The sequence below is a fragment of the Oceanococcus sp. HetDA_MAG_MS8 genome, assembly GCA_019192445.1.
In the GTDB taxonomy this organism is placed as follows: Bacteria; Pseudomonadota; Gammaproteobacteria; order Nevskiales; family Oceanococcaceae; genus MS8.
Window position 1 is genome coordinate 327,881 of the sequence record JAHCMK010000001.1, and the last position, 14,045, is coordinate 341,925.

The 14,045-nt window shown below is 59.1% G+C and carries 14 protein-coding genes; 11 read left to right on the plus strand and 3 right to left on the minus strand.

Features of this window, described 5'->3' with window-relative positions; translation table 11 throughout:
* The first annotated feature begins 37 nt into the window (after positions 1-37).
* Positions 38-715, plus strand: coding sequence for a 2-C-methyl-D-erythritol 4-phosphate cytidylyltransferase (locus tag KI787_01265; GenBank protein ID MBV6628559.1), 678 nt, complete (start codon positions 38-40; stop codon positions 713-715).
* A complete protein-coding gene (gene ispF / locus KI787_01270) occupies positions 700-1,191 on the plus strand; it encodes a 2-C-methyl-D-erythritol 2,4-cyclodiphosphate synthase (protein ID MBV6628560.1) in 492 nt (163 codons plus the stop codon). Before KI787_01265 ends, ispF begins: the two co-directional genes overlap by 16 nt.
* 28 nt (positions 1,192-1,219) lie before the next feature.
* Here the strand turns inward: ispF and KI787_01275 are convergent, their stop codons facing one another.
* Positions 1,220-1,756 (minus strand): Smr/MutS family protein, encoded by a 537-nt coding sequence (locus KI787_01275; protein ID MBV6628561.1) that lies wholly within the window; start codon positions 1,754-1,756, stop codon positions 1,220-1,222.
* A 55-nt stretch (positions 1,757-1,811) separates the two neighbouring features.
* Here KI787_01275 and surE point away from each other — a divergent pair, with 55 nt between their 5' ends.
* The 8 genes from surE to KI787_01315 all read left to right on the plus strand — a co-directional run bounded on the left by surE (position 1,812) and on the right by KI787_01315 (position 10,173).
* The gene (surE, locus tag KI787_01280) at positions 1,812-2,576 is read left to right on the plus strand and encodes a 5'/3'-nucleotidase SurE (protein ID MBV6628562.1); all 765 of its coding nucleotides are present in this window, start codon (positions 1,812-1,814) and stop codon (positions 2,574-2,576) included.
* 8 nt (positions 2,577-2,584) lie between these two features.
* Positions 2,585-3,238 carry a protein-L-isoaspartate(D-aspartate) O-methyltransferase gene (locus KI787_01285; protein MBV6628563.1) on the plus strand — a complete coding sequence of 218 codons (654 nt, stop codon included), beginning with the start codon at positions 2,585-2,587 and terminating at the stop codon, positions 3,236-3,238.
* Positions 3,235-3,825 (plus strand): DedA family protein, encoded by a 591-nt coding sequence (locus tag KI787_01290; GenBank protein ID MBV6628564.1) that lies wholly within the window; start codon positions 3,235-3,237, stop codon positions 3,823-3,825. Before KI787_01285 ends, KI787_01290 begins: the two co-directional genes overlap by 4 nt.
* The gene (locus tag KI787_01295) at positions 3,825-4,568 is read left to right on the plus strand and encodes a peptidoglycan DD-metalloendopeptidase family protein (GenBank protein ID MBV6628565.1); all 744 of its coding nucleotides are present in this window, start codon (positions 3,825-3,827) and stop codon (positions 4,566-4,568) included. The genes KI787_01290 and KI787_01295 overlap by 1 nt, the downstream gene beginning before the upstream one ends.
* A 144-nt stretch (positions 4,569-4,712) precedes the next feature.
* Entirely contained in the window at positions 4,713-5,897 is a 1,185-nt protein-coding gene (gene alaC / locus KI787_01300) for an alanine transaminase (GenBank protein ID MBV6628566.1), read from the plus strand.
* A complete protein-coding gene (locus KI787_01305; protein MBV6628567.1) occupies positions 5,897-7,177 on the plus strand; it encodes a homoserine dehydrogenase in 1,281 nt (426 codons plus the stop codon). Before alaC ends, KI787_01305 begins: the two co-directional genes overlap by 1 nt.
* A complete protein-coding gene (locus tag KI787_01310; GenBank protein ID MBV6628568.1) occupies positions 7,177-8,301 on the plus strand; it encodes a threonine synthase in 1,125 nt (374 codons plus the stop codon). Before KI787_01305 ends, KI787_01310 begins: the two co-directional genes overlap by 1 nt.
* A gap of 57 nt (positions 8,302-8,358) precedes the next feature.
* Positions 8,359-10,173, plus strand: coding sequence for a hypothetical protein (locus tag KI787_01315; protein ID MBV6628569.1), 1,815 nt, complete (start codon positions 8,359-8,361; stop codon positions 10,171-10,173).
* Here KI787_01315 and KI787_01320 read toward each other — a convergent pair.
* Together KI787_01320 and epmB are read right to left on the minus strand one after the other, a co-directional pair.
* Entirely contained in the window at positions 10,141-12,177 is a 2,037-nt protein-coding gene (locus KI787_01320; protein ID MBV6628570.1) for an EAL domain-containing protein, read from the minus strand. The genes KI787_01315 and KI787_01320 overlap by 33 nt on opposite strands.
* A gap of 213 nt (positions 12,178-12,390) precedes the next feature.
* Complete coding sequence (gene epmB / locus KI787_01325; protein ID MBV6628571.1) at positions 12,391-13,413, minus strand: EF-P beta-lysylation protein EpmB; 1,023 nt, start codon at positions 13,411-13,413, stop codon at positions 12,391-12,393.
* Position 13,414: 1 nt separating this feature from the next.
* Between epmB and efp the strand changes: the two genes are divergently transcribed.
* Positions 13,415-13,978, plus strand: a complete 564-nt coding sequence (gene efp / locus KI787_01330) for an elongation factor P (protein ID MBV6628572.1) — start codon at positions 13,415-13,417, stop codon at positions 13,976-13,978.
* Positions 13,979-14,045 lie beyond the last annotated feature (67 nt).

The window sequence follows — 14,045 nt, forward strand, 5'->3', positions numbered from 1 at the left end:
TTGGGTCATCGTCCCAGCGGCAGGGCAGGGTAGCCGCATGGGCGCTGCAGTCCCTAAGCAGTATTTGCCGCTAGCGGGGGCAGCGGTGTTGGAGCGTACGCTGCGGGTGATTTTAGCCGCAGCTGAGCCCCACTCTCTGGTTGTCGCTGTCGATGCCGATGATGCCCGTTTCAGCCAACTTCCCAGCGCGCAAGACTCTCGCGTGCTGCGCGTGATCGGCGGGGCCACTAGGGCCGCCTCTGTGTGGGCGGCAATGCAGCAGATTGCTACTCAGGCCCAAGACCACGACTTGGTCTTGGTGCATGATGCGGCGCGCCCTCTTGTTGCCGCTGAAGATCTCCAGGCACTGCTGGCTTGTTTGCGTGATCAGCCCGAAGCTGGCGCCGTGCTTGCGGCGCCGGTGGCTGATACTTTAAAAAAAGGACTGAGTCACGGCGGCGTTGCGCGCGTGCAAAGCACGCTCAACCGTGACGGAGTCTGGGCGGCGCAAACTCCGCAAGGAGCACGTTTTGGCATTCTCTATCCAGTCTTGAAGCAGGCAGACCATCAGCAGATCACCGATGAAGCAATGGCATTAGAGGCCGAATCAGTACCCGTACTATTAGTGCCCGCGACGGCGCCGAATTTTAAACTGACCCACCCGCTAGATTTGGCTTTGGCCGAAGCCTGGCTTAACGCGAATCCACTGGAGCACAGGCAATGCGAATCCGTGTAGGGCAAGGATTAGACGTGCATGCCTTTGGCCCTGGTGACGCCGTGATGCTGGGCGGCGTGCGCATCGCCCATGATCAGGGCTTGATGGCGCATTCCGATGGGGATGTGTTGCTTCATGCACTCACCGACGCGATCTTGGGCGCGGCTGCCCTGGGCGATATTGGTCAGCATTTCCCCGATACCGATGCGCAATGGGCGGGCGCCGACAGCGGCGAACTCCTCCGGCAGGCCTGGGCCTCGGTCCAAGCTCAGGGTTGGTCCTTGGCCAATGCGGACCTCACGGTGATTGGTGAACGCCCTAAGGTGAACCCCCATCGGCAAAGCATTGTTCGCAGCGTTGCTGGTCTGCTTGGTGTCCCGCCGGCACATATCAACCTCAAAGCCACCACCACCGAAAAGCTGGGCTTTTTGGGGCGTCAGGAAGGCTTGGGGGCGATGGCATGTGTCCTGCTGTGCAGCGAGGACATGGGCGCTTAGGCGGGACTGGCGGAGGTCGAAGGCGGAATTAACGTGGCCCGCGTAGCAATGCCAAGATGGCGCCATGGCCACCAGACCAAGGCGGCGCTGAGGCATAGGCCAACACCTGATCGTTGCGCCGCAGGCCCACTTCCACCCGGCTTTTGAGGACCGGCTGACCGCCGGGCGAACGATTGCCCTTGCCGTGAATGATTTTGATGCAGCGCCAGCCGCGACGCTGGGCTTCCTCAAGCAATTGGCGCACGCTTTGCGCCGCCTCGGCGCGAGTTTGCCCATGCAGGTCGATGGTGGCCTGTATAGAAAACTCCCCCCGCCGCAGTCGCCGCATCTGCGCACGATTCACGCCAGGCCGCCGGTACTCGGCTTCTTCGCCAGTATCCAGCTCATCCGGGTCGATGATGCCATCCAGCGCATCTGGCATGACCGCAGCTTCATCCTCCAGCGTCTTCAGCGCGCCGTTAAGCCGCTTGGGCGGAGGCGCTGAACGCGGGGTATCCGGAAGTGGCTGTACGCCGTCTAGGGCTGCGGCCCATAAGTCGGCTTCGTCTTCGTGTTGTGAGTTCATTACTCTGTGGAAGGTTCGCCTTTTGGCTAACATAGCCGCTTTTTGTGGGGCGTGCATGCACATCCTTTTGGCGAACGACGACGGTATCCATGCGCGGGGTATTCGCACTTTGGCCCAGGCATTGCGCACCCAGGCGCGGGTCACCATGGTCGCGCCTGACCGCAATAGATCGGGGGCCAGCCATTCCTTGACCCTGGGACGCCCTTTGCGTCTGACCCAAGTTGCGGAGGGGGATTACACCGTCGATGGCACGCCAACCGACTGTGTACATCTAGGGCTGACCTCGGTTCTTGCGGATGATCCGCCAGATCTGGTGGTGTCCGGCATTAACCATGGGGCCAACCTTGGTGATGATGTGCTCTACAGCGGAACTGTGGCGGCCGCGATGGAAGGGCGGTTTTTGGGCTTGCCGGCTGTGGCAGTGAGTTTGGTTGGTCACGATCCTGCGCATTTTGAAACCGCCGCCGGTATGGTGCTAAAACTCTTGCAACAGCTGCCAGAGCACCCGCTGCCGCCGCAAACCATCTTGAATCTCAATGTGCCCGATCGTCCTTTAGAAGAGGTTCGCGGCTTTCAGGTCACTCGTTTGGGCCATCGCCATGTCGCCGAAGGAGTAATTGAAGACCGCGACCCGCGCGGACGGAAAATTTTCTGGGTCGGCCCTGCGGGTCCGGAACAGGATGCAGGCGAGGGCACCGATTTTCATGCCGTGAGCCGCGGGTTTGTGTCGATTACACCCCTCCATACAGACCTGACCCAGCGTGATTGCTTGGGTGATATTCGCTCCTGGCTGGATAGTCAGGCCAGCAACCAGGCCTAGGCCGAAGCATGAGCGTGCAGCGCGGCCTCAGACCCGAGTTTTATCGCGCCCGCCTGGTGCGCGACTTGCATGCGCGTGGTATTCCCACGCCCATTTGTGAGGCTCTGGGGCGGATTCCGCGGCATGAATTTGCCGGCAAGGGTTGGGACTTGGAGCAGGCCTACGCAGACATCACCTTGCCAATCGGCTATGGTCAAACCATCTCCCAGCCCTATGTTGTTGCCCGCATGACGCAGTTGTTGCTCGACGAATGTCAGCGTCGCTGCGTGCTGGAGGTGGGTACCGGCTGTGGTTATCAAACGGCGGTATTGGCGGCGCTGTGCGAGCGGGTGTACAGCGTGGAACGCATCAAAAGCCTGGCCGACTCGGCGCGAGCACGCTTACAGCAACTCGGTATCCTGAGGGTTTACACCCAGCATGGTGATGGCTTTGCCGGATGGCCACAGCAAGCGCCCTTCGATGGCATTGTGGTCACCGCAGCCGCCGCCCAGGTTCCTCCGGCCCTCATTCAACAATTGGCCATTGGTGGGCGCTTGGTCATGCCGGTCGGCGAGCCTGGCAGTCAGATTTTGATGACGATTGATCGTGCTGATGACCAAACTTTGCGGGTAGGCCGCTTTGATCCGGTCACCTTTGTACCGCTATTGCCGGAGCTGGAATGAAGCCGGGTGTATTTTCGCGTCTTTATAGCTGGACCCTAGCCCTGGCAGGGCATCCGCGTGCCCCGGCTTGGCTGACCACGGTGGCGGTGGCTGAGTCTTCCTTCTTCCCTGTGCCAGTCGATGTGATGTTGGCGCCAATGGTGTTGGCAAGACCGCAACGCGCCTGGGCCTTTGCGGCGCTGGCGACCATGGGCTCGGTAGCCGGCGGAGTATTGGGCTGGATGCTGGGCTTGTGGCTTATCGATAGCTTGCTTCCAGTGCTGCAGCAATGGGGTTATGCCGAGGCCTACGCGACCTCAAGGCGTTGGTTTGCCGATTACGGTTTTTGGGCTGTTTTTGCGGCTGGTTTTACACCCATTCCATTCAAGGTTTTCACGATTGCTGCGGGCGCGGCCAATATGTTGCTCCCGCTATTTATCGTTGCTAGCGTGGTGGGCCGAGGGGCGCGCTTTTTCTTGGTGGCAGCTTTGGTTCGCTGGGGCGGGCCAAAAATTGAACCCCAATTGGCGCGCTACGCCGATCAATTGGGTTGGGCCGTTCTCATACTATGCTTGTGCGCTTTCTTGTTTGTGCAGTTCTGGCATTGATGTTGAGTTGCAGCTCGCCGTGGCTGCAATTTCAGGAGGTGCCAGCAACCCACGTCGTTCAATCCGGTGAAACGCTGCACCAGTTGGCGTTTCAGTATCGATTGAACCCGCGCACCCTGGCCCAATGGAACGGGATCGGCAGGGATGCCCGCATTTATCGCGGCGGGGTTTTGCATCTTCGACCACCTTTGCCGGGACGTATGCACCCCGTGCACGCGCCTGGACAAGGTCGGGTGGCATCTACGAGCCGGCCGGCCACTCGCCCTCGGCAATCCACGCCCGCTGCGAAGCCCGCGGTCAAGCCATCCGTCGTGTCTCCCGCGCCATCGCCGGGGGCGCAGCCTATGACCCCGTCGATCCAAACGTCGCAAGCTGGCGGACCACGGCGCTGGCAGTGGCCGGTGCGTGGTGAATTACTTCGAGGCTTTGGTGGCGGTTCGGACGGGCTCGATATCAGCGTGCCTGCAGGAACGCCAGTGAAAGCGGCTGCCAGTGGCAAGGTGGTGTATGGCGGTAGTGCGCTCAAGGGTTATGGCCTGCTGCTCATTGTTCAACATGGCACGGAGCTGATGAGCGCCTATGCGCATACCTCTGAGCTACTGATCGGGGAAGGCGAGGCCGTAGAAGCTGGGCAAACCATTGCTCGCTCGGGCTTAGGGCCGTCTCAGGTGCCCCTGCTGCATTTTGAGGTACGCCGCAGTGGCCAGCCCATAGACCCATTACCGCTATTGCCGTCTCCGTAGCCTACGCTGCTACAGAGGGCAGGGCGGTCGCCGTTGTCTGCATGGCGATGAACTGTCACCGTTGTCTGACAACGAAGCAGGCGGTTGCTCCCGTATACTTGGCGGCTGCCTGATTTTTGATTCACCTACGGCAAGGGATTGTCCATGCAAAGTGTCTTTCCGCGCATTGAGCGCCTGCCACCCTACGCTCTGTCTTCTGTTACTGAAATGAAGAAGGCGGCGCGAGCCCGTGGTGAAGACATTATTGACTTTGGCATGGGGAACCCCGACCAACCCACGCCGCAGCATATTGTGGATAAGCTCACCGAAGCGGCCCAGCGCGGTGATACTCATCGCTACTCGGTCAGCCGTGGTATTCCGCGGCTGCGGCGGGCGATTTGTCATTGGTACAAAACCAAGTTCGACGTGGATTTAGACCCGGAGTCTGAGGCCATTGTCACCATCGGCTCTAAGGAAGGCTTAGCGCATTTGGCCCTGGCTACCTTGGGGCCAGGGGATGTGGTTTTGGTGCCGAACCCGGCTTATCCCATTCACCCTTATGGGGTGGTGATTGCTGGCGCGGATGTGCGTCACGTCAAAATGGTACCGGGTGGCGATTTTTTCGCGGAGCTCGAGGGCGCCATCAAAGAATCTTGGCCCAAGCCAAAGATGATGCTGCTGTCATTTCCGGCCAATCCCACCACGGAATGCGTGGACCTTGCCTTTTTTGAGCGTGCCGTGGCGATGGCTAAGGAGTACGGCCTGTGGATTGTGCAGGACATCGCCTATGCGGAGCTGTGCTTTGATGGCTATCAAGCCCCATCGATCTTGCAGGTGCCAGGAGCGCGTGATGTGGCCGTGGAATCTTATACCTTGTCCAAAAGCTACAACATGCCTGGCTGGCGGGTGGGGTTCATGTGTGGCAACAAAGAGCTGATCGCGGCTCTAGGACGAATCAAGTCCTACCTGGATTACGGCACCTTTACCCCCATCCAAGTCGCTGCCATCGCCGCTTTAGAAGGGCCACAAGATTGTGTGGACGAAATCCGCGAGATTTATCGCAAGCGTCGTGATGTGCTCTGCGATGGACTCAATGCCATGGCTTGGCCCGTCGAAAAACCTAAGGCCACCATGTTTGTTTGGGCCCGTATCCCGGAGCCCTTTGCTCAGATGGGCTCCTTGGAGTTCTCCATGAAATTATTAAAGGAGGCCAAGGTGGCCGTGTCTCCCGGTATTGGCTTTGGGCATCATGGTGACGGTTATGTTCGCTTCTCCTTAATTGAGAATGAGCACCGTACACGCCAGGCTTTGCGCGGCATTCGGAAGATGCTTGAGCGGGGGATGGACTAATGCAGCAGCCCCTCCGAATTGGTGTTTTAGGTCTAGGCACTGTCGGTGCCGGCACTTTGCGTGTGCTCAGTGACAACGCCGCAAGTATTCAGCAACGCGCTGGTCGGCCCCTAGAAGTAGTGGCGGCTGCAGTCCGTAATCCTGCTCAGCCTCGGGATTGCCAATTGGCCGGGCTCCGCCTGGAAACCGACCCTTTGGCCGTGGCTAGGGCCGATGATGTGGATGTGGTGGTCGAGCTCATCGGCGGCACAGACCGTGCCCGAGATGCGGTATTGGCGGCGCTAGCGGCGGGCAAGCCTGTGGTCACTGCGAATAAGGCTCTGATTGCAGAACATGGGCCCGAGATTTTCACGGCCGCACGCGAAACCGGGCAGCCCCTCGCTTTTGAGGCAGCGGTCGCAGGCGGTATTCCCATCATTAAAGCCGTCCGCGAGGGCCTTGCCGGAAACGCCATCACGGAGATCAATGGCCTCATCAACGGCACTACCAATTTCATTCTGACCAAAATGCAGGCCGAAGGCGCAGATTTTGGTCCAGTGCTGGAAGAGGCTCAGCAACTGGGCTATGCCGAAGCCGATCCCACCTTCGATGTGCAGGGTATCGATGCGGCGCATAAGCTTGCGATTCTCGCGATGCTGGGCTTTGACCTGCCCTTGGATCTACAGCGCATTCGGACGCGCGGTGTGGATCAAGTGGAATCGGCCGATTTGGATGCGGCTCAAGACCTGGGCTACCGGGTCAAGCATTTGGCGGTTGCGCGGCGTTCGGCCGATGGGGTGGAAATGTACGTGGAGCCCACCTTACTCCCCGAGGGCAGCTATTTGGCCAAAGTCGATGGCGTCATGAACGGGGTGGTTATTGCCGGGTCTGCTGTGGGTAGTGCTGGCTTTTATGGGCCTGGTGCTGGCGCGCTGGCGACGGCCTCCGCGGTGGTGGCGGACCTGATTGATGTGGCTCGCGGCCGCGTACTGCCGGGACCTGGACCGGGCGAGGCTCTGCCCTATGTAGAGCCAGAAACTGTGGTTAGCCAGCATTATCTGCGGCTCAAAGTCCGTGATGAGCCTGGTGTGCTGCAAACCATCACTGGTCTACTCGCCGATGCTCAGGTCAGCGTTGAATCGCTGATTCAAAAAGAGCTGGATGGGCAAAGCGCGCAGCTGGTGCTGTTAACCCACGAGGTCAGTCTGGGGACGATCCAGGATGTCCTCCAGCAACTGAATAATTTGGATTGTGTGCAGGCTCAGCCGGTGCACTTTCGTGTATCCAACCGGAATGATTGATGAAGGTTCCTGCCTACGAGGGGCTGATTGCCCGCTATCGCGACCGCTTACCGCTGCCTGATGATGCCCAGGCTGTAGCTCTGTGTGAGGGGCGCACACCGCTCATTCAGCTACACAATATTCCCCGAGATTTGGGTTTTTCTGGGCGAATCTTCGTCAAATATGAAGGCCTCAATCCCACGGGGTCCTTCAAAGACCGTGGTATGACCGTTGCGGTCACTGCGGCCAAACATGCTGGCTCTAAAGCGATTATTTGTGCGTCTACCGGCAATACCTCAGCGGCAGCAGCGGCTTATGCAGCGCGTGCGGGGATGACGGCCTTTGTGCTCATCCCTGAGGGCAAAATTGCCTTGGGCAAGCTGGCACAAGCGGGCATTACCGGCTGCGAGGTCATTCAAATTCGCGGCAACTTTGACGACGGTATGCGCATCGTGCGCGGCATGTCCGATGCCCTGCCCATCACGGTAGTGAACTCAATTAACCCTTGGCGATTGCAGGGCCAAAAGACCGCAGCATTCGAAATCATTGAAGAGCTAGGTGAGGCGCCCGACTATCACTGTCTGCCAGTAGGTAATGCTGGAAATATCTCAGCGTATTGGTTGGGCTATCGCGAGATGGCACCGGTGCAGCCGGATGAAACGGCCATTGCGCCCCCGGAATTTGAGTATCACCGCGCCGTTGTCACGGAGCGCCGGCCGGTGATGTGCGGTTATCAGGCTGCGGGCGCCGCGCCGTTTCTGAGAGGTGAGCCCGTGGCGCAGCCGGAGACCTTGGCGACGGCTATTCGCATCGGTAACCCACAAAGCTGGGCCCATGCGGAAACCGCAGTGCGTGAGTCCCAAGGCTGGTTCGATGAATTTGCCGATGAGGACATACTGGCCGCTCAGAAGCTGCTGGCGAGTCGCGAGGGCATATTCTGCGAGCCTGCCTCCGCCACCTCCGTGGCTGGAGCCATCCGCGATATCCAGCAAGGTCGAATCGCCAGCGGTAGCACGGTGGTGTGTACCTTGACCGGCCATGGTCTTAAGGATCCAGATATTGCTATTCGTCAGAGCAGCGCTGAGCCTACTGTGGTGGACGCCGAGCCCAATGCTGTTGAGGCGGCCTTGCGCGCTGCTATGTAAATCTGGCGCTGGGGCTGATGGCGCTACGGCGCAATAGGGGGCACAGGAGTCATTCTTATGAACGCGGCCATGAGCACGGCTCCAGACCCTAGTGTGGTGTTGCGCCCTGCGAACGCGGCTGTGGAGCAAACGCTGTTGCAGCGTGGTCTGTCGCCGCACTTGGCTCAGCTGCTGTCAGTGAGATTGACGCAGGTGGTTGAAGACGATTGCCTGTGGGCGGGCAAGTTGGCGCAGCTACCCAATCCCGATGCCATTCCTGACATGCAGACTGCTGTGGCTCGCTTGCAGCAGGCGGTGCAGCAGCAACAAGTTATCGTGCTGGCTGTTGACCACGATATGGATGGGCAGGCCAGCGCGGCGGTGCTGTGGACGGCCCTGGTTGAGCTTTTTGGCCATCCCGCCCCACACCTTCATGTGCTGAGTAGCCACAGGCTACGTGAAGGCTATGGCGTAACCGCTCCTCTGGTGGGACGCATTCTTGAGCTTCAGCCTGATTTGGTAATCACTGCTGATAAGGGCAGCAGCGATGAGCCTCGCTTGGCTCAGCTACGGCAAGCGGGTATCGACGTGATCGTAACGGACCATCACCTGGTGCCGGAGGAGGGTCCGCCAGCTTCCGCGTTAGCCTGTGTGAATCCGGCACGCCACGACTCCCATTACGATCCCACCATCTGCGGAGCTGCCGTGGCTTTTTTGGTCATGGCCCGCTTGCGTCAAGCGCTGGCAAAAGCCGAGCCGGAGAAGAGTTGGCCCAAAGTGACCGGGCTACTGGATTACGTAGCGGTAGCCACCATTGCCGACTGCGTCAGTCTGCGTCCTGATAGCGCCCAAGTGAATCGCATTTTGGTGCAAGCTGGCCTGCGCCGAATTCGCCAAGCGCAACGGCCATGTTGGGCAGTGTTTATGGAGGCTCAGGACGGCTATGTGGACTCTCAGGATATTGCCTTTAAGTTAGCTCCTGCGGTTGCAGCGGCAGGGCGGCTGGATTGGGCCGAACCCGGTTTTGATTTTCTGGTGTCCAAAAGTCGGTCTGAGGCTCAACGGGCCTGGGAGTGCTTACTCAGCGAGAATGCCGCGCGTAAGGCCATTGAGGCAGATATCCGCCAGCAAGCAGAAGCTCAGCTGACGCAGGAATCGCTGGGCGCATCCATTTGCCTGCACCTAGAGCAGGGTCATAGCGGCGTCCATGGCATTACTGCGAGTCGCTTGGTAGAGCGTTATGGTCGCCCGGTGGCCTTGTTTGCCCCGCGGCCAGATAGTGCCGGGCAACTGAGTGGCTCGCTGCGCAGCATTCCAGGCTTGCATCTGCGGCAGGTTCTGCAGGCGGTCGATGATGCCCATCCCGGCCTAATGCAGCGTTTCGGAGGGCATGCCGGAGCCGCCGGCGTGAGTCTAGTTGCAGAGAGTTTCGATGCCTTCAGTGTGAGCTTTGAACAGCAGTGCGCACAGGCCTTGGGGGAGCGTGACCTGAGTCCGGTTTGCTGGGTGGATGCCTGCGTGGACCTGGGTGAATGCAATGAGCAACTGGCGCGGGATTTGGAAAACCTAGACCCTTGGGGACGCGACTTTCCACTCCCGCAGTTTTGGCTCAAGGCGCAGGTGTCTGAGCTGCAAGCCATGGGTGATGGTCGGCATGCCAGACTCCATTTGCAAAGTGCTAGCGGCGCAAGACTCGAGGCTGTGTGGTTCCAAGCGCGGACTGATGCGCAATCCGCCTGGCCAGTACACAGAGACGAAGAGGTTGGCTTGGTGGTGAGGGTTGGCCTGAATCGTTGGCGGGGGCGTGAGCGGCTTCAAATCCAGGTGGTGTTGCGCGCCGATACGCAGCCGTTGCCCGCATCACCCCAAGCTGAAGCGTTGCCGGGGAGCTAGTTCAATTTCCGGCTCATGCACATGGCTGCCCATGATGTAGTTCACCCCCAATTGCCAGAGCCTTGCCATGGCGTTGGCACTGGTGACCCGCTCTGCAATGGTGGCAATGTTCTGCTGGCGCGCAACTTCCAAAATCTTGCTAAAGGAGCCCAGATTGGATTGGCTATCGACGATGGTCTGGGTGAAGTCGGCATGCAGTTTGACGAAGTCGATGGGCACGCGTTTGAGGATTTCGTGCGACTGGGTACTGATCCCGAAATGGTCCAGGGCAGTGGCGATGCCCATCTCGCGCAACTGCTCCAGCAACGCACGGCCTTGGCGCATCTGCGTTTGCAGCATGCGCTCCCGTAAGACGATGACCAAGGATTGTGGCTCCACCTGGGCGCCTTCCCAATGAGGCTTCAACCACTGCAGAAAATCGGTGTACTGAGTCAGAGTCGCCGCGTCCAAGCGCACAAAGAACACGCGCGGCGCTTCCTCCAGGCGCTTGAGGGCATGGCTGACCACCCAGCGATCGATGGAGGGCATCATGCCTTCCGCCTGTGCGGCAGGCATGAACTTGCGCGCGGGAATGACTTCGCCTTGGGTATCCCGAAGGCGCAGCAAAACATCCACATGCTCGCGAGGGTTATCACTGAGGCAGGCGATGTTCTGAAAAGCCAGGTCGAAGCGATCGTCGCTCATGGCTTCTCGCACCATGGCTGCCCAGCGCCGCTGTTCCTCACGGCGACGCACTTGTTCGGCATGGTCGCCGATGGTTTCCAAAGCTTGATTCACGCCCCGTTGGCGCAGGTCTGCCAGGGTCTGTTGGCCTTGGTTGAGTAGCGAATCCGGATCTCGTGGCGGTGGTGGCAAGGCCTGCACAGTGGCACTGGCGGTCGCCGCCACACTCTTATCGCCATGGTCGAAGTCGTGACGTCCGATTTGCCGTTGGCGGGCCTGTACCCACTCCTGCGCGGCCTCTAACGAGCTGACCTCTGCGGCAATCGCCACGCAGGCGCCGTCGAGCGGAGCCATTTGCATGCCGGGTAAGGGGTGCGCCGAAAGCAGGTCTAGAAACTGTGAGCGAATCTCATCCAAGCCCAGCAGTCCCAGGTGTTCTTCCAGTTCGCTGGGGTTGTCCAGGCCCATGTTGATGAGGACTAAAGGATGGCTGCTATCAATGCTGTGATGCGCGATCCATTGATGGAGCCGACGCCGCTGCTCGCCAACATTGCTCGCTTCCTGCACGCTTAAACCACGAATTTCTATGGCGGGCTCATCGTCGTGCTCTACGCCGCTGAGGCGCATCGGTAAGGCCTTGGCATCTGGACTATCGGTTAGCCAGGCGATGGGAGTGTCGATGCTGGTGTTGGGGTCTTTGCGTAGGGCTCGCATGGCGTCCCGCAGGGGGCCCGAGGATGTACTGGCAATGCAATCTAAGACGGGCATGGCAATAAGCGCTTCCCGGTCCCCTTGGCCCAGTTGCTGGGCTGCGGCCAAATTGCAATGCACGATGATGCCTTCCTGCACGATCACGATGGGTTGAGCTTGGTCTTCCATCGCTGCGGCATCCTTACGCGATTGTTCGCCCAACCTGTCGCGAAGTTGACTCAATTGGCGCAGCTGCGTGCTGATCTGCCACTCGCGCTCCATGATTAATGCACTCAAGGCCTGATCAGCTCGGCTGAGGAGGCCTTGAGCACCCATCTCAAGGGCTTCCCGCAGCTGGGTGGCATCAAAAGTATCTGCCCACACCAATATGGGTAGGCTGCCTTGTTGTTGGCGTAAGTCGCGCAGTAGCTCGCGTAGACGCACTCCCGGGTGATGGCTGTCGATAATGATTCCCAGTGCCGAGGGTGTCTCCTGCAACATCGACACCAGTGTTTCCGGGCCGGGCGCCACGACGACGCGGACACTATGACCACGCTGCCGTAGCGATGCCTCCAGCGAACTAGCGTCAGCAACGGTGTCTGCTAATAGCAGGCACTCGCCCTGTAAATGAGTAGCCAAGGGCTTGTTCATAGGTTCTTTCAGAGTCCTCTTCGCTACAGCTCACCGAGAATACCGGTCATCTGTACTCACACCTCAAGCACCCAAGCATAGCAATTGTCGCATTCCATCCTTGCTGCATTGCGCGCAGGCCCGGAGCACAGGCTATGTCTGGCGCATGAGAGGGGCGCTACGGGTGCATGGTGCGAGCGTTCTAGCTTTAGCGTTATCTGCGCAAAGCGGTGTTCAGCGCAGAATGGTTTTGTGCGCGCGGCCGGGTATTTCCCGCACCAGGCGTGGCAGCAAATAGCCGGGAAGCTGCTCCTGTAGCTGCGCATGCAAGGTCATGGCCTGTTGTTCTGGCAGGTCAAAATGCGCAGCCCCTTCAACCTTATCGAGCACATGCAGGTAATAGGGGAGAGTGCCGCTGCGAAAGAGGGCGTGGGAGAGCTGGGCCAGAGTATCTACGGCGTCATTGACCCCAGCAAGCAGAACCGCTTGGTTCAAAACTGGGCCAACTCGGCGCAGTTCGCTCAGGGCAGCGTCTACCGTGGCGTCTAACTCAGCGGGATGATTACTGTGGACGATGCTAATGACTTGTAGCCGACTGCGTTGCAATCGATTCACCAAGCTGGGAGTGACGCGCTGCGGAATCACGATGGGCAGGCGAGTGTGCAGCCTTAAAGTGCGTAGGTGCGGAATTTGTTCTAAGGCAGTGATCAGCTGGTTCAGCCGCTCATCATCGAGCATGAGCGGATCGCCCCCACTTAGGATGATCTCTTGGATGTCAGGCCGCTCTTGCAAGTGGTCCAGGGCGGGCTGTAAGCGACCCTGAGCATGCTCAGAGTAGGGAAATTCGCGTCTAAAGCAGTAGCGACAGTGAACCGCGCAGGCTTGGGTGGCGATAATCAGCGCTCGTCCGGCGTATTTGTGGATGAGGCCGGGCACGGGGGTGGCCTGGGTTTCCCCGACCGGATCCTTGCCAAAGCCTGTAGCCGCTACCGTTTCCGCAGCCTGGCTAAGGACTTGCAGTAATAGAGGGTCTTGAGCATCTCCCCAGCGCATACGACTGATGTAAGGCCAAGGCGCTAGCACCGGAAAATCAATGGACGGAATGGACTGAGTTGGCAGTCCACATGCCTCGCGTAGAGCCTTTGAACTACGCAGGGAGCGACGAAATTCCGCCTGCCAATCCGATAGTGGCTCTGGGGTAGGTACAATGTCGGGCCTCGTTCGATTATCAGAGGCTGCTGCCGCGGCCGGAGTCATCATGAGTAGTTATTCCACGAATCAATTTAAAGGCGGGCTGAAGATCCTGCTCGACGGCGAACCCTACAGCATTGTCGAGCACGAGATGGTCAAGCCTGGTAAGGGACAGGCTTTCTCCAGGGTCAAGGTGCGCAACCTCAAAAGCGGTCGCGTTGTTGAGAAGACCTTTAAATCGGGTGATTCCGTCGAAGCGGCAGATGTCATGGAAATTGATCTGCAGTACCTCTACTACGACGGTGAGTTTTGGACCTTCATGGAGCCCAACACCTTCGAGCAGTATCAAGCGGACGAAAACGCCATGGTAGAGGCTAAGAAGTGGATCCGTGAGCAGGATATGTGCACGATCATGCTTTACAACGGCTCGCCATTGACCGTTGAACCGCCGAATTTTGTGGAGTTAGAAGTCACCGAAACGGACCCCGGCGTGCGCGGTGATACCTCCGGCGGCGGTGGCAAGCCAGCCACCTTGGAAACCGGAACGGTGGTGCGTGTACCCCTGTTCATCGACATTGGCGACAAGCTCAAGATTGACACCCGCAGCGGCGAATACGTCTCTCGGGCCTAAAAACCAGGGTCCTAGACGGCGCTAACGTCCTTGAGGCTTGTGTTTGCGTTCTAGCTTTGACTGCCCA